This is a genomic window from Methylobacterium sp. FF17, assembly GCF_025813715.1.
GTDB lineage: Bacteria > Pseudomonadota > Alphaproteobacteria > Rhizobiales > Beijerinckiaceae > Methylobacterium > Methylobacterium flocculans.
The window spans coordinates 5,338,161-5,355,441 of record NZ_CP107532.1 but is presented as its reverse complement, the minus strand read 5'-3'; the positions used below and the strand labels follow the sequence as shown (position 1 = coordinate 5,355,441).

Genomic DNA, 17,281 nt, shown 5'->3' with positions numbered 1-17,281 from the left:
TAGTTTCGGAGCGACACTCGCGTGGATAGCCTTCCTTGCGTGGGCGGCATTCAGCTTACTGCTGCTGCTTATTGGCTAGTTGTTGCAGTGCATCTGGAATACCGCAGAGCACAAAGCTGCCTATAGTTGGAACTTGTAACATTTGAGTACGTAGGTAGTCTGACCGGCCATCACGCTGGTGTTACAATGCTTCTCACGTGTTTTGTCCTGATCGGAGCCGCCGCGAGCCGATCCGTTAGGTTACCCGACCCGCCCTGCTCCTCATCGTCTCGGTTTTGGCAGTCGCCATTGGGGTGGAAGGCGCCTTGAGCCACCGGGCACTGACATCCGTGCTGCTGAACGCCCTGCTGATGCTGGCGGCTGTCGAGTTCTCATACCTCGCCGCGACTCTGCTCGGAGACAGGAAGTCTCGGACGCTTGCCTACTGGAAGGTTTGAGGCTGGACGATCCGGCCCGATCATTCATCCCTCCCTTGACCGCGTTAGGGACCAACTTGCGGCCGTTCATTCGCAGGCTTGATCGAGCGTAACCCAAGGCGAGAGGACGACCCGGAGGAACGCATAAGGCTTTCCCTCCGGGTTGCGCATCCACACCCATTGAACCGCTTCAGCGCGTCAGGCCCTCGGTAGCTGCAGCGAGCCGGATGCGCGGGGTGCTCACGGCGAACTTCGCGGTGCCCGTGCCGGAGTGCGACAGGAACTTGAGGCTCGCTCCGTGGCCCGTCAGGTCCGGCATGCTCCGGTAGTTGTCGTGCTCGCCTGATGCTGGCGTGTTGAACAGGCCGCTAAGCATGCCCGGGCGAGCGAAGCCATCCTTCGTCATTACTTGCCACTTCACGGTCTGCGCTTTGGGTTCGGCCTGGGGCCGATCCATCCGCGAGAACAGCGCGAGGTAGGTCTGCTTGAAGCTACCGCGATCCGCCACGAAGGTGCATTCCGCGACGGGCGTATTGCCGAACACGAGGCTGGCTTCAGGCTTGGTGGTGCACGTCATGATACCGGCGGTCTGTTGTGTCGGAAGTGCCGAACGGCTGCCCTGCGCGTAGGTTGCTCCAGCAGCGAGGATGGCGGCGGAGAAGGCGATGGTGAGCACGTGCATGGCAAGCCCCTTGTGTCGTCTGTACATGGTGTGGCCGCCTCTCTCCGAAGCGTTGCGTTAACCATGAGGGGCGAGAGTTGCAGGTGAATTCCTCGGAATGTTGCTTGAGGCTTCGCTGGCCGTGAGTTGCACGAAACATTGCGGAGGCTGCGAGCGGCCGATGCGTAGGGGGCAAAGCGAGGGGCGGAGGGCAAGCAGAAGCGTCCGCTCTTGACTCTCCCTTTCCGACTTCCCAGCCCTATGACCAGAAAAACGCGCTGAGTGGGATGAGACACTCCAGCACCATGACCGTGACTATCAGATAAACCATGTCGTTCTGGCGCCCAGCGGGTAGTTCAGTCACCTCGCTGGGATCGGTCATGACGAACTTTCGCTTATGTTGTGCCGCTGCGGCTGCCCCGGAATACCTTCAGATTACGAATTCAGACTCCATCGCGGCCGCATACAGCCAGCTGTATGCAGGAGCATTCGCCTGAGAGTTGGCTCCAGAAGAGACGCCTGTTTTCGCGGATGCTGCTGCGAATTGCTACATAAAGAAGTCGTGGGTATCTTGCGCAACCACAATAACGCAGATTAAAACCAGCGCCCGCGGCGGCTACCTGTATGGTTGCCGACAGTTATCGGCTACTTCAATCGCGAGCGGAGGCGCGGAGCGGCTCGCAAGCCCGAGCACCGTCACTGACCGCGCATCCGGTGCATGGGAAGGTGTCTCCAAGCGCGGTGCCGACTACGACCGGCAAGGAAGCCGCGCCGTGAGCAACGCTGACAGCGCCACGGCGTCCAGCCTGCTCATCGCCGGCGCCATCGGGTTCGGCATCGGATGGTTGGTGTTTGGGCAGAAGTCCTACTCAAGTGACTACGTCGCACGGCGCATGAGCGACAGCAGCAACCGCAGGTACGAGCTGGACGGCTGCACGAGAGGCGGCGGTTCGTTTTGGCCTACATCGTTCGGACCCGGCGGCGGACCTCCGGGCGCTCAGGAACATTTCCCTGAAAAGGCGGTTCGCGCAGTATCGCCCTGAGCTGAGCCTTAGCAGCGCGGGCACCTCTTCTTCCTTGGAGTTCCCCGATGCACCGCCGCCAATTCGTCCTCGGTATGCTCACGGCCACCGCGGCCCTTGCCGTCACGCGCACTGCCGTTGCGCAGCCCACACCTGCGGGCGCTATGCCCACCTCGGTCTACCTCAACATGGCGACCAAGGGTGGTTTGTTCCTGGAGAACACGGCGCGTGATGCTAACGAGAAGACCAGCAATCCGCGCGTGAAGAAGTTCTCCCGGGCGGAGGTAGTCGAGCAGGTGAGCCTTTCGAATAAGCTGGGCCCGTACTCCGAAGGCCTTGCAGCGGCGGCAGCCGGCGGTCCCCCCGGACCTGGTGGGTTGATCGGTGGGCTTGTCGCTGCTCCCCTGGCCGTGGCGGGTGGCGTGGCCGGCGCAGCCGTCGGTGTCGCCGGTGGCGTGCTCGGTGCTCCCCCGCCCGGCGGCATGACCTCGGATGAGCAGAAGGCGCAGCTCCTCTCCCAGCTTGCCAGCATGCAGCCAGGGCCGGAGTACGACGCCGCCTTCGTGAGCGCTTCGCTCCAGGGTCACCAGGAGGCCTATGCCATCCACGGCTCCTACGCCGAGAACGGTGAGGACCCGCAGCTCCGCCGCATCGCTCGTGGCGCCATCCCGCTCATCCAGCTTCACATCTCCCAGCTCACCAAGATGCAGGGTATGATGGGTGGCCAGCGCGGCTAAGGCGCGAAGCGTATGAGGTAGCGACGGGCTCGGCAGACACCTGCCTGGCCTGCTTCGTTTGGAGGCTGTCGAAAGTCGGTCGAGCTGTTCCTCGATGACCCGCACCGATCCGGCGGTGCGCGCGGAGATGCGGCCCAAAACCGCGAACGGTCGCCTCGAACGGGTCGGCCTGTCCTACGCAGGACCTGAGGGTTGTCGGCGGATCTTCGGCTCCCCGACAGGCAAGAGGCGGATCGCGTCAGCCTCGCCGGACTTGTCACCCAAGCTTGACGATACGACGTGGATGGACCGTCGTTCGGGGAGAAAGGCATTCCGTACGGATCGGCGGAATAGGAGGTTTTCGCTCACAGGCTTCCGCCGGGGCGCAAACGCGCCGTCCGCAAAGGCGAGCTTTGGCTCATTCGACGCAGCGCTTCCGGCAACCGCATCCCATTGCTCAGCAGGAAGGATCAATACGTCACGGATACGATGCGCATAGGCGAACACCTGTATCCGTCGCCGACATCCCGGATCGACCATGCGTGGAACCTTCACCATCCGCCGCAAGCTCGTTGCGACGGTCAGCCTATTCCTGATTCCGATTGGGATGCTCGCGGGGCTCTACCTTGCGCAAGCCCGCAAGGACATCCGCTTCGCCGAGCTTGAGCGAGACGGCGTCACCTATCTCGGGTCCGTGTGGCCGATCCTGCACGCGACGGCACTGGGCGTACCGGCGGAGCGAAGCTCCTGGGCCTCGTTCGAGAGCCGGAGCACCTTGCTGGACACGGCCCTGGGGGCAGGGGAGGCGTCGGGGGCACTCGCCCGGTTCCGGGACGGCGGAAGCCCCGCCGACGCGGCAGCGGCCGCGCGCACGCTGGTGACGAGGATCGCAGACGGTTCCAACCTGACCCTCGATCCCGATCTCGACTCCTTCTATGTGATGGATGCGGTGACGGTGAAGCTGCCGGACCTGGCGGAGCAGGCCGGGCGCCTCGTGCGGCTCGGCATCGCGAACGCGGACAAGCAAGGAACGACCGGCGCCGATGCCGTCGAGTTCCTGGTCGAGCAGGGCAAGCTGCGCGCCACCGCCGAAGGCCTAGCGGCCTCGCTCGCCTCGGCCTTCAACGCCAATGCCGGAGGCACCACACGCCGGAACCTGTCGGGCGGTGCCGAGGCGCTGGCCAGGTCGACCGACCTCTTCCTGAAGGGAACGGCCTCGATGGCCCAGACGTATGCCGCCGGCCGTCGCGGTACGGCGGAACTGGCCGCGTTCGTCGCGGCCGGGAAGGCGATGCTCTCGGACGCGGACAGCCTGTGGCAAGCCGGCGCGACCGAGCTCGACGGCCTGCTCGAAAGCCGGATCTCGGGCTTTACCGGCAGCCTCGTGCTTGCGCTCGGCCTCGCCTCGCTCGTGACCGCGACGGCCTTCCTGCTCGCGTGGCTCCTCAGCCGTTCCATCGTGCGCGCCCTCGCAGCCCTCGACCAGCGGATCCGGATGCTGGCGGACCTGGGACTGGACGCCTCCGTACCGGAGGCGCAGGGCCGCGACGAGATCGGGGAACTCGCCCGTGCCGTCGTGTACTTCCGCGACAGGACGGTCGAGAAGATCGCGGACGCATCGAGCGACGACCGCAGGCGGGAGCTCGTCATGCGGGAACGCAGGTTCATGGGCGAGGTCGCGGAGCGCATCCGCCTCTCCGTCGGCGGCGGCGTCTCGCACTTCCAGGAGGTCAGCGCGTCCATGCGCGGTTCGACGGCCAGCGTGCGGGAGCATGCGACCGGCACGCGCGAGCGCCTGGTCGGGTCCGTCGCGGAACTGCGCGGCTCCTCGCAGGACATGGCGACGGCGGCCAGCGCCGTGATGGAGCTGTCGAGCTCGATTGCCGAGATCGCGAGCCAGACGGCCCAGTCCATCGCCGTCACCCATGCGGCGCAGGAACAGGTCGGGCGGGCGACTCAACTGGCGGCTCAGCTCGCTGTCGCCAGCGACCGGATCGGAAGCGTGACGGCCTTGATCGGGGACATCGCCTCGCAGACGAACCTCCTGGCCCTGAATGCCACCATCGAGGCGGCGCGGGCGGGAGAGGCAGGCAGGGGCTTCGCGGTCGTGGCCGCCGAGGTCAAGCAACTCGCCGGGCAGACGACGCGGGCGACCGGGGAGATCGCCCAGCAGGTCGCGGCCCTGAAGGCCGTATCCGCGGATGTCTTCGGCGCCATCGACCGCATCAGCGAGACGGTGGAGACGGTCAACGGCGTTTCCGCCTCGGTGGCGAGCGCGGTCGAGGAGCAGAACGCCGCGACGGCCGAGCTGAACCTGACGGTGCAGACGGTGGTCGACAGGACCCGCGCCGTCATCGAGGACCTGGACGCCCTTCCGCCGGCCGCCACCGAGACAGACCGACTGGCGACGCTGTTGGCGGAATCGGCGGACGGGCTTGCCCGGGAAGCCGACCGCCTCGACGGCGAGGTGAACCGCCTCGTGCGCGAGATCGCGGACCGCCGCGCCGAGGCGCGGCGTCCCGCCTCGGGCGTGGCTTTGGTGGAGGTTGACGGCCGGCGGTACGAGACGCGGCTGCACGACGTCAGCACCGGGGGCGCCCGGATCCAGGCCACGGGCGTCCCCCTCAGCCCGGGGGCGACCGTCACGCTCGACATGGGCGACGGGGTGGGTTTGCCAGGACAGGTGGTCTGGGTGGGTGCGGGCGAGGCCGGCATCGCCCTCGCGCGGGCGACCGGCACGGAAGCCCTGGCCGACGGACGGGGGCCGCTGCGTGGCACCATGGGATGAGTGGCGGGACGGTGCGGGCTGATCCGTACGTCCGCCGGCGCAGACGCCCTTGCGTCATGCGGAACCAGGCAAGCGGCACCTCGGTGCCAGGAAAGGACAAGCATCCATGAAGGCGCTCATCTCGGTCGTCGCCGACCTCGAAGGGGCGATCTCCGGCGGGGACCACGCCAAGAGCGTGAGCATGCTGCGACAAGTGACAGGCCTGTTCGTCCAGCAGGCGCCGCGCCTCAGCCAAGAGCAGATCGACGCGTTCGACACGGTGATCGTCCGGCTTTCGCACGACATCGAGACGGCGGCGCGCACGGAACTGTCCGCGTCGCTTGCCGACGTTCCGAACGCGCCGTACCGGGTCGTCAGGGACCTCGCCTTCGATCCGTCCGCGGAAGTGGCGGGCCCGGTGCTGGAACGCTCGGAACGGTTGGACGACGACGACCTGGTGCAGGTAGCCAGCCGTGGGGGACAGACGCACCTGCGGGCCATCGCCCGCCGACGCGTCCTGGCCGAGGCCGTCACCGACGTCATCGTCTCGCGCGGCGACGACGAGGTCGTACGGGATGTCGCGGGCAACCGCGGAGCCCGCTTCTCCGACGGCGGGTTCGCGGCGCTGACCACCCGTGCCCGGGGCGACGCCGCGCTCAACCGTGCGCTGACCGAACGCACCGACGTGCCCGAGGCATGCATGGCGCAACTCGTGGCCATCGCCCGCGAGCGGGCGCGGGGGACGCTCGCGGCCGAGTTCGGCGATGGCGCCGCCGCGGCAGCCACGCTGGCCGCTACCGCGGGCATGACCAAGCCGCCGGCCGACCTGACCCCGGCCGAGGTCATCGTCGCACGGCGCGCAGCCAAGGGCCTCGAAGAGACGGACGTTCAGGCTTGGCTGGGGTCCGGCGAGGTCACGTGCGCGTTGGTTGCGCTGGCGCGGATGGCCGGCGTTCCACCGGCGGTGGCGGTGAACGCCTTCGAGGCCCCCACGGCCGATCCGCTCCTGTTCCTGGTTCGCTCCGTTCGCTTCGGGTGGAAGACCCTGAAGCTCCTCCTGGCAAGCCGCTCCGGGCAGCCGCCGACGACGGAGGAGCTCCAAAGCGCCTTCCAGGCCCTCCAGGATCTCTCCGTCGAGACGGCCCGACGCGTGGTTCGCTTCACCGCGGCCCGGGACCGGCTCGACCCCGCGGCCACGCCTTGACCGCCCCCACGGCACATCGCGCGGATGGCCGTGCAGCGGCCATCCGCGCGGCGAGCGAGGCCGCCCACCGCGTCGCGAGCCCTGGACGGCCGTCACGAGCGACCGCGCCTGCGTTAACCTCACCTCCACCTCGGAAGCGTACGGTACGGGTCAGCCGACCGGACATCGACCTGCGGCTCCGGACCGAGGCGACGATCCGGATCCTCGTGGGACCGCCATGAGCACGTTCCTCCTGCTGACAGACACGCCGTCGCGCGGCGAGCGCCTCGCGCGCAGCCTTGCTTCCCTGGGACCAAGCGTGGTCGTCGACTTGCTCGATCCCGCCGAGTCGAGCACGCGGCCGGATCCGCGCACGGTCCGCGCCGTCGTCAGCGACGTCGCATTCACCTCGTCGGCACCCCTCGCGGGCCTCAAGCGGCATCTGGATCGCCTCGGCCCGAAACGTCCGCCTTACCTTTGCATCCTGCACGGGGATTCCCCCCGGGCACGGGTGCAGGCGCAGGCGCTCGGCGCGGACGGCATCCTCCACATGGACCAATCCATCCGGTCGCTCGCGGCAGCCCTTTCCCCGCTCCTCACCGCCGATGCGGGCCGCGCCGCGTCCCTCGTCGAGGACGTCGCGGCAGCGGACGCGGCGCTCACCCGCATCTTCGACCTTGGCCGTGTCAGCGGCGCGGTGGCGCCCGAGTTGGTGGCGTCCGGGGCCGGCTTGATCCAGGATGCGCTGCGCCGCTCCGACGTCCGGGCATGGCTCGACGTGGTCTGGCGCTTCGACGACGCCACGCATCAGCACTGCCTGCTCGTCGCCGGCCTCGCGGCGGGCTTCGCGCGGCATCTCGGCCTCCGTGAGGCGGATTCGAAGCAGCTGACGCAGGCGGCCCTCCTGCACGACATCGGGAAGTCCCGCATCCCGCTCGCCATCCTCAACAAGCCCGGGCCCCTTTCCGAGGCCGAGATGGCCGTGATGCGCACCCATGCCGTCTTGGGCGACGAGATGCTCCGGGATCAAGGGTACGGCACGACGATGCACGCCGTGGTACGCTCCCATCACGAGTGCCTCGACGGGTCAGGCTACCCGGACGCCCTCACGGGCCGCGCGATCCCCGACCTGGTCCGCCTCGTGACGATCTGCGACACCTTCGCCGCCCTCATCGAGCGTCGTCCCTACAGGCGGCCGATGGAGGGCGGCGCGGCCTACGCGATCCTCACCGACATGGGAGGGAAGCTGGACCAGGACCTCGTCCGCGCGTTCCTCCCGCTTGCGGAAGCCGCCGGGCCTACCCCACGGATCCGGTTGGGCTGAGCCGTACCCGAGGAAGATCGAGCCAGGCGATGACGCGCGCCTTCTGACCCGTGCCAGATTGCGGTGCGTTCACCCGCCGGAACGCCGCCACCAACCTCGTAGGCCGATACGAGCCGGGCTTCGAGCGCCTGCTAGCGACCCCTGCCAACCTTCGGACGCTGCGCTTCCCGGCAACGCGGTGGACGGGGAGCGATGACCGCAACGGATGGATCGCGAAGCGCCGCCTTCCAATCGGGACGCGGCGGAGCAAGCGTCACCGATGGTCCTCATGAGGCAGCCATCATCCGGATCGCGAGCCCTCATTCGTGTGTGGAGGCGACCCTCGCGACGTGAGCAGGGCCCGCAGCACGCAGTATCAGCGCCGATACTTCCTGTCCCAGCAGATCATAGCCACGGTCGGCCATGTGCAGACCATCGGCGGCGAAGAGCTCCTCATGGGTCACCTCCCCCCGCGCGATCCAGTCCCGCATCATATCCGAACGCCGAATGACCGGCACGTCAAGCTCGGCGCCGATCTCCCGGACCGCATCGCGGAACCGATATGCGCCCGGCGTCGCGTCGAGCTTCGGGCACCACTGCGGCTCCATCAGCACCACGTCGATACCGGCCTCCCGGATGCGGCGCACCGCACCGGCGGTTGCTGCACGGAAATGATCGAGGGACACCCCGCGCAACGGGTCGTTGCTGCCCGTCTGCCAGACCACGAGGTCAGGTCTCGGCGCGATGACATCGCGGTCGATTCGAACGAGCATGTCATCGACGGCTTCGCCACCAACGCCGCGGTTGGAAACCGTGATGCGGTCGGCGCTTCGCGGCTGCGCCTGCTTGAGCGCGACGGAGAGCCGGGCCGGGTAGGCGGCCGAAGCCCTGCTGGCGCCGATACCCTCCGTCGAGGAGGAACCGAAGGCCACTATCCGTATGGGACCACCCGTGGCGAGGCTGTGCGCGACATGAGGCAGTTGCGGTGTCTCGGCGGATATGCCGTCGACCGCACGCCGCACGCTCACGGGCAGCAAATCGTTGTAGGCCAGCACCGCCGTTGAGGACAGGCTCAGGCCGAGGAGCAACGCGATGCTCCCCGCGATGCGACGCCAGCTACCGGTCGAGGTGGATGGAACCCCAGGCCGATCATCGCTGAGGCGGCGCGTCATCATCATGGCTCTCCGAAGGCGTGCCGACATGCCAAGGCTCGGTCGCGTGGCGTCGGCTGCGCACGCGTCGAGGTCTAGGCCCGCAATCGCAAGGGGACGTCCTGGACGCCCGGCCTGAGCTACTACGGTGCCACTTCGGATAAGGCAGACTTCCGCACAGGAGACCTGCTCGGTCCCATCCGCCGAGGCGGACGCTTTCGACGACGCTGTCGAATCACTGCGTGGATCGGATTTTGAATACAGAAATCCCTGTCGCAATGCAACGGGAACTTCGTCGACACGCATCAACTCGGCGGTGTCGTCGAGTTACTTGCGCGACCACGATGGAAGCTTTGCCTTGCCTACTGCTGAAGCGTGGTTGGCGCTGCGCCGGCGAAACCGCTGGACCGAGGATGTCAGTACTGGACGGTGGCGCGCGCGCCGAACACGGCAGCGTTCTTCACGCGATGTCCGTTAGCGTCACGTGGATTGGCGATGCCTGCGCCCGGGCGGACGACGTACTGAACGTCCGGCTGCACCGTGAACCCAGGCACCACCAGCGCCTGGTAGGTCGCTTCATATACCGTCTCGAACTTCCGTACGGGCATCGATAGGCCGGAGTATACGTTAGCGTCCCGATCGGCGCGGCGCGCATCGGCGCTGATATGCGCATAGGCCACGCTGAGCCCCACCGTGTCGCTGTCCCGCCCTTCGAACAATCCACGGTAAGCAAGTCCGGCATCCATGTAGTAGTCGATCAGGCTGCTCCGGGTCGGCGAGAAGGAAGCCCTGACGAAGGCGCTCACGCCCTCATCCTCCTTCTCTGCCTCCCGGTAGAGGGTCTGGTCGAGAATGGCGTAGATCCCTGCATTCCCGCGCAGGCGACGGGCCATGCCGCTGGAGGCTGGATCAGCGAGGGATCGACCCATTGTGTCGACGCGCAGATCCTCGAAGCGCCCGTAGTTCTGCCAGCCGCCCAGGGTGACGGTGCCTGGTAAGGTCTTGGGATCGTTGTCGGTGTTGTAGGCGTAGGCCGCCTCCGCGATGACGAAGGCGGGGTCGTTCGTTCGGAAGTTCGTACCCGTGCGGTTCAGGCGCTGCGGTTCCGGGTCCGGACCGGGCCGGTTTGCTCCAGCCGGATCACCGTCGAACAGACCGACCTGCAGGGAGAACTTGTCGTCCGGCGAATACTTCGCGCGGATTGCCGGCGTCGCAATCGGGTAGGCGGGTCCGCCACTCGGCAGGTTCACGCCCGTGATCGCAGGCCAGCCGAAGGTCGAGTTCATGAACAGCGTCGCGGTCTGGCTGACGATGAACTCCGTGTCAGCCGCCAGTTGTCCGCCTCTGATGGCAAGCTTGCCGTCCATGAGCTTTTGGTCGAGCCAGAGCACGTAGAGTCGGGTCGAGGGCAGTGCCTCGATGGCGCTCGTGGTGAGCAGGTTGCCGACGTAGTAGCGGGACAAGCCGGTGCCATGGATGAAGTAGGCGTTGGCGTGAGCTGTCGCACCTTCCCAGCCGACAAGCTTCTGCAGGTCGAGGTTGAGCCGCAGGTTCAGGCGGTCCTCGACGGCCGCCCCTTGTCGAATGCCGCCGAACGGATTGCCGCGGACGTCCGCGATGTAGGTCAGGCTGTACTCGATGCCCTGCTCCTTGAGCACAGGGCGGATGCCAAGCGGGTCACCGAAGGGACCGAGATAAGGTTCGACGGAGCTGACGTAGCCCCCCGATGCTTGGCTCGTCGTCTCCGGTTGGGCGATGGACGTGCGTGGATCCCCACCGGCCCCGCGAAAGCGCGTGAGGGCGAGCTGCTGGGCCTGGGCTGAGCTGTCGAGGAGCCACAACATCAGGCCAACGGCCAAGCTATGGGCCACATGAGGCTTACCGGAAGGCATCTGGCTTGGCTCTGAGTCAACCTGAGTCACGGCCGCCAAAGGTTCGCTTCATCCCTCTGGTCCGCCGTATGTCGGCAGCTCCGTGACCATCGCCGACCTCATGGCAATCGGCAATCCCAGATTCAGCACGGTCACGCTCTGAGCTGGGTGGCTCCTCCAACGGCTCTCTCGGCAAGGGCCGTAAAGCCCAACAGCGAACTTCCGCTTTCGATTACGGTGCGGACTAAATAGTACGGCTAGGTGCGGTCGTGAGCCGAATGCCCGCTCCGGCGCAGATACGAGCTGGGCTACATCCAACAAGAAGGTGGAACAAGAGGACGTTGACAGATCGAAGCCGCCCGGCTTGTTTCGGGCAAGCGGCATCGCAGATGCACTTGAGCTTCCAGGATGCCGATTTGCGGTGCTTTCCTACCAATGGCCTTCCGCTTGGCGTTGACGAAGCGCGAGTTCGTCCTCGCTCGGAGGCTTGGTGGCGAAACTGCCGGTCCGAACGGCTCCATCCCGTGCGAACGACGCAAAGTGGACGCCTTTCGGCGAGTGAGCCTGCTCGATCAGCGTCCACGCACCGGCTGTCGTCGGATGGTCGGCGTACCAGCGCTTGCCGTGACCGAGCATGACCGGGAAGGTGATCAGCACGAGCTGGTCGATGAGACCCGCCGGGAGCAAGGCTCGATAGAGTACGCTGCTCCCCTGGATGAGGAGATCGGGTCCGTCGCTGTCCTTGAGGCGTGTGACCGCCGCAACGGGATCGCCGACGAGACGTTGGCTGTTGTTCCAACCAAGCGCCCTGTCGGATGACGTCACGACATGCTTGCGCACGGAATTGAAGGCCGCCCCAATCGGCTGATCGTCGTTGTGCGGCCAGTAGGCGGCGAAGATCTCGTAGGTCCGACGTCCGAGCAGCAACTCGTAGTCTCCCCCGAGCAGCCGTTCCATCGGCCCATCAAGCGAGTCGTCGAAGTATGGGAATGTCCAGCCGCCATGGCGGAACCCGGTCTGGTCCTCCTCCGGTCCACCCGGTGCCTGGATCACGCCGTCGAGCGACTGGAAGAGGGAGCCGGTGATCTTACGCATCGGCGGGGTCTCCTCGGACGGCGGCCTCGATCCGGGCGATGTCGATCTTGCGCATGGTCATCATCGCCTCGAACGCGCGCCGGGCCGCGGCTCTGTCGGGATTGCTGTTGGCGCGCAGGAGAGCGCGCGGCGTGATCTGCCAGGAGAAGCCCCAGCGATCCGTGCACCAGCCGCACTGGCTCTCCGCTCCACCGGTGCCCACGATGGCATCCCAGTAGCGGTCGGTCTCCGCCTGGTCGTCGGTCAGCACCATGAAGCTGACCGCCTGATTGGCCTTGAAGTTGGGGCCGCCATTCAACCCGACGAACGGACGACCGAGCACGGTGAACGTAACGGTGAGTTCCGTGCCCTGAACGCCGCCCGGGAAATCCGACGGAGCGTGCATGGGGGCACCGACACGGCTGTCGGGGAAAGTTTTGGCATAGAACTCCGCGGCCTTGCGGGCTTGGCCGTGGTCGAACCACAGGCAGGTCGTCAGCTTCTCGCTCGTCATCACCGGTCTCCCCTCACGACGTCCGACGTCGGCCGGCAAGGCCGAGCGTGTTGCCCAAAGGGTCGGCGATCTTGGCCGAGTAGCTGCCGCCTGGGATCGGATCGGGCCCCTGGAGCACCGTGCCACCCCTCTCTCGAACCATCGCAAGGGCACAATCGATATCGGCCACGTGGACGTACCAGCTCCACCGAGGCGGTGCGCCGGTGGCGGCGCTCGACATCATCGCGCCCGGACGCAGGTCGCCCCGGCCGATGAAGGCGTACTCGCCCATCCCGCCCATCGGCATGGCCCCGAGCTTCTCCCAGCCGAACAGCGTCCCGTAGAACGCAAGGGCAGCCTCGGGATCAGGGGTCGCGAGCTCGATCCACACGCCGTGGCCGAGGGTGTGCTCCGTCCCAAGCGGCACCGGTCCGAAGGCGCGGCTCACTGCGGAGTTCTCCGGCGTCATGAGGGCGAAGACCACGTCCTGCGGGTCGCTGACCATGGCGAAGCGGCCGACATGGGGGATGTCGACGGGCCCGAACCGGACCTTGCCGCCGAGGTCCACCACCTGGGCCGCAGTGGCGTCGACGTCCAGGGTCGCGAGATAGACGGCCCACCCGGGCAAGCCTGGCGCTTCCGGCATCGTCTGCCGGATCCCGGCCACGGGCCTGCCGTCGGCCTCTGCGATCCGGTAGCCGCCGTGCTCAGGCATGGAAGACGGCGCGACACGCCAGTCGGCAACCCCCTCATAGAAGGCCTGGGCCGCAGCAGGATCTGTCGCGTTCAGTTCGAACCAGATCGGTGTACCATCGACAGTTGCCATTGGGCGCATTCCTCCAGGACCCGGGCGCGTCGGCCGCGCAACGGCGCCACTTACGGCTCCGCTTTGCCCAGGCTGGCATTCTCGGTTACGCAAGACAACCATGAAGTTAGAAAAATTAACCGCCGAGGTTTCGGCGCCACGGGAACGTCGGTACGACGACGCTTGCGGCACTGCGCTCGCCCTGGAGTTCATCGGGGAGCGCTGGTCGCTGCTGATCATGCGCGAATTGGTCTTCGGCGCACGCCGCTTCGGTGAGATCCGGGCGAACCTTCCGGGCATCAGCGCGAATGTGTTGACCCAGCGCCTGGAGAGCCTGGAAGAGGTGGGCATCCTGATGCGCTACCGATTGCCATCACCGGCCAACGTGCAGGTCTACGACCTGACGGATTGGGGCCGCGAGGCCGCACCGCTGATGCGCGACCTCGGTCGCTGGGCGGCTCGCTCGCCGCGGCATGATCGGAGCCTGTTCATGTCGGCGGCTTCAGCCATGATGTCGCTCCAGGCCCTCATCGATCCAAAGCGCGCTGCGGAACTACCGGTGTCGGTCGCCTTCCACTTCCCCGGCGAGGACTTCGGCGCGACGGTGACCGGCGGCGAGATCCTGGTGAGACGTGGTGACATGGAGGCATCCGACCTCGCGTTCACCGGAGATACGATGGCGATGCGCCGCACGATCTATGGCAAGGCGCCCCTGGCCAGGGACGGTGCAGAGGGCACGCTCGCTTTCGTTGGCGAGGCCGCTCTCGCACGGTCCTTCGTCGATCTTTTCGCCCTGCCGGCCAGGGACGCCTGAAGAGCGACTTCGCGGCTCATATTCGATCTTCGGCGCCATGCCGGATGACGGCACAGGCTGCGCGACGATGGAAGCGAACGCGCCTTCCCCGGAGGGGGGGTCTGCTTTGGGCCACGCGGCCGAAGCCCGGCCATTCTCCCATGGGGTCAGGAGCCGCCGGCGCGTTCCACGATTGAGTTCGGATCTACCGGTTCGGTCCACGAACGGGTCGGGCGGGTTCCCATGCGTCCGCGATCCACATCATCATCGATGAAGCTGACCGTGCAGGTCAGCCGCCTCAGTCCCCGTAGTCCACCTCCGGAACGGTTTCGCTGAACCGCACCGTGAGCAGAAGCTGGGCGTCCTCGTCCTCGATCTCGAAGGAGCAGACGAACCAATCCCGGACGATGTCCGTCCGCGTGCGAGCGATATGATCGCGCGTCGCATCCAGGGCGCGCTTGCGCGCGGCATCAAGATCCGGGAACTCCTCGCCTTCCGGGTCCACGGCCAGGCCAGCGGGTCCTGGGCGGTGCCGCAGGTTGAAGTAGTAGCGCGGCATCTCACACGCCCTCGATCAAGCGGGCGTACTCGGCTTCGGACACCCCGTAACTCCCGTTGGCAAGCTCGACCAGGGCTTCGCGGTTCAGCACCGTGATGCATCCGCGCCGCGCCTTGATGAGACGGCTACCCTCCAGCGACTGCACCGCCAGCGTCGCCCCGGAGCGCTGGACACCGAGCATGACCGCAAGGAAGTCGTGGGTGACCGGGATGTCGCCGTCCAGGCGGTCCTGGCAGATCAGGAGCCACCGGGCGAGACGTACGTCCATGGTGTAGGCGGCGTTCGCGTAGGCCGTCTGCCGAGCTTGGATCAGCACGGTTTGAAGGTAGCGAAGCATCTGCGTGCGGAAGGTCGGGCTCCGGTCGACGGCAGCGCGGAAATCGGCCGTGCCGATGGCGAGCATCTCACCGGGACTCTGCACGAACTCGTGGTAGGGCGCGGTCCCGCCATCGAGCAGCACGGGTGAGGCGCCGACCAGCCCCTCGCGTCCGATGATCCCGACCTCGATGCGATTGCCTGCGACGTCCGCCACGACCGAGGCGTAGCCGATCTCGGGAAACAGCAGATGGGTGACCGGCTCGTGGGGATGGATGAGCGTCTGGCGCATCGTGGTCCGCAGCGGCTGAAGGTGCGGCTGCAGCAGCGCGAAGTCGTCTTCGCACAACGCCTTCAGCAGGCGGTTGCGCACGGCGGCTTGTCGAACCTGAGGCATGCGCTCTTGTCTCCTCGTTGAAGCAAGAGCGCGCAGCGTCTCCCAGCCACCCACGCTCGGATCAGCATGCGGATGATGAACCGATAGATGTGGACAAGAAAGTACATAGCAACCCATAGGGCTGCAAGTTGATCAATTTATATTTGTGTTGAATCGAACATATCAGCCGTGTGATTTCGAACGGAGAGCTTTTGCTGGTTTTGGCCAGGAATATTTTGTGTCAATGACCTATGACATGCAGCTGGCGCCGCCGTGGTGACAGGTCGTTTCTCCACCTGGAGCCGTCATGAACGCCACCGCTCAGCAGCCCCTCGTCCTCCTTGCCGAAGCCGACTCCCTAGTGGCAGAGGATCTTGGCGACGCCCTGAGCGAAGCAGGCTACCGCGTGCTCGGTCCCTTCGCGACGACGGCCGAGTCGCTGGCAGCCATCAAGTGGGAGAGCCCCGCGCTCGCGGTCGTGGACGTCAAGCTCAGGGATGGCTTCTGCACGGCGCTGGGACATGATCTGCGCCAACGCCACATCCCGATCCTCGTCCATTCCGATCTGCCGCAGGACGACCCCCGCACGCTGGGTTTTCGGGGCCTGTCCTGGCTGAGCAAGCCGGCCTTGCCGAGGGATGTCGTCTCGCTCCTGGACGAATTGTCCGCTTCGCCTGCACGGGTGGCTGCAGAGGCTGCGGCACCTGCCTCACTGGATCCAGGGGAGGAGCCTAAGGGCAACTCCCTCGTCCGCAAGCTGGAGGGCTTTGTTGCGCTCTCGGAGGCCGACCGAGCGATCCTGGGACGGGTCAGCGCCGGTTCGCACCTACTTGGACCGCGCGTGGACCTGGCCCGCGAGGGCGACGCACCCGATGGCGTGTTCCTGGTCATGGAAGGCATGGCCTTCCGGCATAAGGCGCGGGGGAACGGTGCCCGGCAGATCATGGCCTACCTGTTGCCGGGGGATCTCGGCGACCTCGACGTGGCGCTCCTGACCACGATGGATCACACCATCACGACGGCCTCGGCCTGCCGGGTCGTCCGCCTTGCCCCGGAGACCATCGCCGAGCTGATGCAGCATCATCCGCAGATCGCCCGGGCGCTTCGCATGAGCACGCTCGTGGACGAGGCGACCTTGCGCGAGTGGCTGGTGAACGTCGGTTGCCGCTCGGCCCTGGAGCGGCTCGCTCACTTGTTCTGCGAGCTTCTCGTCCGGTTCCGCGCGGTTGACCGAACCCGGGGCGACAGCTTTGAACTCCCCGTGACGCAGAGCGAGTTGGGCGACACGACGGGGCTCTCAAGCGTCCATGTGAACCGCTCTTTGCAAGAACTCCGGCGGCGAGGCCTGATTGAGCTCAAGGGTCGGCGTTTGACGATCCTCAACCTACCTCGGCTGAGAGTGGTCGCCGAGTTTCGGTCGAACTACCTGCATCTGGGAAACCGAGCTGCGGCATGAACCTCCGCCTCCAGCCCGTGCAGGTCGCGACGGGTAGCTCGGATACCGAGAGCCATCTCGTGTTTGCCAATGGCTTCCTCGTCGCGGTGTTGGTGCGCCTTTCCGACGAGCACGAGGCGGATGCGGGTCGATGGTACCTGGAAGCCGGCTTTGGGCGTGTCGACGATCCTCATCCGCCCGTGTTCGCTGACGTAGACGAGGCCCAGGCGTGGATCGCAAACCGGCTCGCATCCTGAAACCAGGCTCAGTCATTCATGCAGTGCCGATTGCCTGATGCCCGGGCCGCGGAGGTCCGCTTCGAGGCGAACGACCGGGGTCCG

Annotated in this window: 16 protein-coding genes; 8 read left to right on the top strand and 8 right to left on the bottom strand. The window is 66.5% G+C overall.

Annotation, left to right across the window (positions count from 1 at the left end; genetic code table 11):
• The first annotated feature begins 305 nt into the window (after positions 1-305).
• On the top strand, positions 306-437 hold the full coding sequence (locus OF380_RS25520; RefSeq protein ID WP_264048427.1) for a hypothetical protein: 132 nt from the start codon (positions 306-308) through the stop codon (positions 435-437).
• 169 nt (positions 438-606) lie between these two features.
• On the opposite strand, the gene OF380_RS25515 is transcribed toward OF380_RS25520, so the two are convergent.
• A complete protein-coding gene (locus OF380_RS25515; protein WP_264048426.1) occupies positions 607-1,125 on the bottom strand; it encodes a DUF992 domain-containing protein in 519 nt (172 codons plus the stop codon).
• 1,042 nt (positions 1,126-2,167) lie between these two features.
• Here OF380_RS25515 and OF380_RS25510 point away from each other — a divergent pair.
• From OF380_RS25510 to OF380_RS25495, 4 genes are all read left to right on the top strand, one after another.
• Entirely contained in the window at positions 2,168-2,836 is a 669-nt protein-coding gene (locus OF380_RS25510) for a DUF4142 domain-containing protein (RefSeq protein ID WP_264048425.1), read from the top strand.
• Between the two features lie 517 nt (positions 2,837-3,353).
• Positions 3,354-5,603 (top strand): methyl-accepting chemotaxis protein, encoded by a 2,250-nt coding sequence (locus tag OF380_RS25505; RefSeq protein ID WP_264048424.1) that lies wholly within the window; start codon positions 3,354-3,356, stop codon positions 5,601-5,603.
• 106 nt (positions 5,604-5,709) lie between these two features.
• Positions 5,710-6,786 (top strand): DUF2336 domain-containing protein, encoded by a 1,077-nt coding sequence (locus tag OF380_RS25500; protein WP_264048423.1) that lies wholly within the window; start codon positions 5,710-5,712, stop codon positions 6,784-6,786.
• Positions 6,787-7,003: 217 nt separating this feature from the next.
• A complete protein-coding gene (locus OF380_RS25495; RefSeq protein ID WP_264048422.1) occupies positions 7,004-8,089 on the top strand; it encodes an HD-GYP domain-containing protein in 1,086 nt (361 codons plus the stop codon).
• Between the two features lie 299 nt (positions 8,090-8,388).
• Here the strand turns inward: OF380_RS25495 and OF380_RS25490 are convergent, their stop codons facing one another.
• The 5 genes from OF380_RS25490 to OF380_RS25470 all read right to left on the bottom strand — a co-directional run bounded on the left by OF380_RS25490 (position 8,389) and on the right by OF380_RS25470 (position 13,483).
• A complete protein-coding gene (locus OF380_RS25490) occupies positions 8,389-9,240 on the bottom strand; it encodes an SGNH/GDSL hydrolase family protein (RefSeq protein WP_264051487.1) in 852 nt (283 codons plus the stop codon).
• A gap of 395 nt (positions 9,241-9,635) precedes the next feature.
• Entirely contained in the window at positions 9,636-11,063 is a 1,428-nt protein-coding gene (locus tag OF380_RS25485) for a carbohydrate porin (RefSeq protein WP_264051486.1), read from the bottom strand.
• 456 nt (positions 11,064-11,519) lie between these two features.
• Positions 11,520-12,185: a dihydrofolate reductase family protein gene (locus OF380_RS25480; protein WP_264048421.1), complete on the bottom strand. Its 666-nt coding sequence runs from the start codon at positions 12,183-12,185 to the stop codon at positions 11,520-11,522.
• The gene (locus OF380_RS25475) at positions 12,178-12,678 is read right to left on the bottom strand and encodes a VOC family protein (protein ID WP_264048420.1); all 501 of its coding nucleotides are present in this window, start codon (positions 12,676-12,678) and stop codon (positions 12,178-12,180) included. The genes OF380_RS25480 and OF380_RS25475 overlap by 8 nt, the downstream gene beginning before the upstream one ends.
• A 13-nt stretch (positions 12,679-12,691) precedes the next feature.
• Complete coding sequence (locus tag OF380_RS25470; RefSeq protein WP_264048419.1) at positions 12,692-13,483, bottom strand: VOC family protein; 792 nt, start codon at positions 13,481-13,483, stop codon at positions 12,692-12,694.
• Between the two features lie 100 nt (positions 13,484-13,583).
• Between OF380_RS25470 and OF380_RS25465 the strand changes: the two genes are divergently transcribed.
• Positions 13,584-14,276, top strand: a complete 693-nt coding sequence (locus tag OF380_RS25465; protein WP_264048418.1) for a winged helix-turn-helix transcriptional regulator — start codon at positions 13,584-13,586, stop codon at positions 14,274-14,276.
• Positions 14,277-14,553: 277 nt separating this feature from the next.
• Here OF380_RS25465 and OF380_RS25460 read toward each other — a convergent pair whose 3' ends face one another.
• Together OF380_RS25460 and OF380_RS25455 are read right to left on the bottom strand one after the other, a co-directional pair.
• Positions 14,554-14,814 (bottom strand): DUF6894 family protein, encoded by a 261-nt coding sequence (locus OF380_RS25460; RefSeq protein ID WP_264048417.1) that lies wholly within the window; start codon positions 14,812-14,814, stop codon positions 14,554-14,556.
• A 1-nt stretch (position 14,815) separates the two neighbouring features.
• Positions 14,816-15,526 (bottom strand): Crp/Fnr family transcriptional regulator, encoded by a 711-nt coding sequence (locus OF380_RS25455; protein ID WP_264048416.1) that lies wholly within the window; start codon positions 15,524-15,526, stop codon positions 14,816-14,818.
• Between the two features lie 286 nt (positions 15,527-15,812).
• Between OF380_RS25455 and OF380_RS25450 the strand changes: the two genes are divergently transcribed.
• Both OF380_RS25450 and OF380_RS25445 read left to right on the top strand, forming a co-directional pair.
• Complete coding sequence (locus OF380_RS25450; protein ID WP_264048415.1) at positions 15,813-16,961, top strand: helix-turn-helix domain-containing protein; 1,149 nt, start codon at positions 15,813-15,815, stop codon at positions 16,959-16,961.
• Positions 16,958-17,197: a hypothetical protein gene (locus OF380_RS25445; protein WP_264048414.1), complete on the top strand. Its 240-nt coding sequence runs from the start codon at positions 16,958-16,960 to the stop codon at positions 17,195-17,197. Before OF380_RS25450 ends, OF380_RS25445 begins: the two co-directional genes overlap by 4 nt.
• Positions 17,198-17,281: the final 84 nt, after the last annotated feature.

Bases quoted from the DNA above. Each gene is read 5' to 3' on its own strand.
- OF380_RS25490 (WP_264051487.1), bottom strand. From the start codon at position 9,240: ATGACGCGCCGCCTCAGCGATGATCGGCCTGGGGTTCCATCCACCTCG.
- OF380_RS25480 (WP_264048421.1), bottom strand. From the start codon at position 12,185: ATGCGTAAGATCACCGGCTCCCTCTTCCAGTCGCTCGACGGCGTGATC.
- OF380_RS25510 (WP_264048425.1), top strand. From the start codon at position 2,168: ATGCACCGCCGCCAATTCGTCCTCGGTATGCTCACGGCCACCGCGGCC.
- OF380_RS25450 (WP_264048415.1), top strand. From the start codon at position 15,813: ATGAACGCCACCGCTCAGCAGCCCCTCGTCCTCCTTGCCGAAGCCGAC.
- OF380_RS25460 (WP_264048417.1), bottom strand. From the start codon at position 14,814: ATGCCGCGCTACTACTTCAACCTGCGGCACCGCCCAGGACCCGCTGGC.
- OF380_RS25475 (WP_264048420.1), bottom strand. From the start codon at position 12,678: ATGACGAGCGAGAAGCTGACGACCTGCCTGTGGTTCGACCACGGCCAA.
- OF380_RS25465 (WP_264048418.1), top strand. From the start codon at position 13,584: ATGAAGTTAGAAAAATTAACCGCCGAGGTTTCGGCGCCACGGGAACGT.
- OF380_RS25505 (WP_264048424.1), top strand. From the start codon at position 3,354: ATGCGTGGAACCTTCACCATCCGCCGCAAGCTCGTTGCGACGGTCAGC.
- OF380_RS25495 (WP_264048422.1), top strand. From the start codon at position 7,004: ATGAGCACGTTCCTCCTGCTGACAGACACGCCGTCGCGCGGCGAGCGC.
- OF380_RS25485 (WP_264051486.1), bottom strand. From the start codon at position 11,063: ATGTTGTGGCTCCTCGACAGCTCAGCCCAGGCCCAGCAGCTCGCCCTC.
- OF380_RS25515 (WP_264048426.1), bottom strand. From the start codon at position 1,125: ATGTACAGACGACACAAGGGGCTTGCCATGCACGTGCTCACCATCGCC.
- OF380_RS25455 (WP_264048416.1), bottom strand. From the start codon at position 15,526: ATGCCTCAGGTTCGACAAGCCGCCGTGCGCAACCGCCTGCTGAAGGCG.
- OF380_RS25445 (WP_264048414.1), top strand. From the start codon at position 16,958: ATGAACCTCCGCCTCCAGCCCGTGCAGGTCGCGACGGGTAGCTCGGAT.
- OF380_RS25470 (WP_264048419.1), bottom strand. From the start codon at position 13,483: ATGGCAACTGTCGATGGTACACCGATCTGGTTCGAACTGAACGCGACA.
- OF380_RS25500 (WP_264048423.1), top strand. From the start codon at position 5,710: ATGAAGGCGCTCATCTCGGTCGTCGCCGACCTCGAAGGGGCGATCTCC.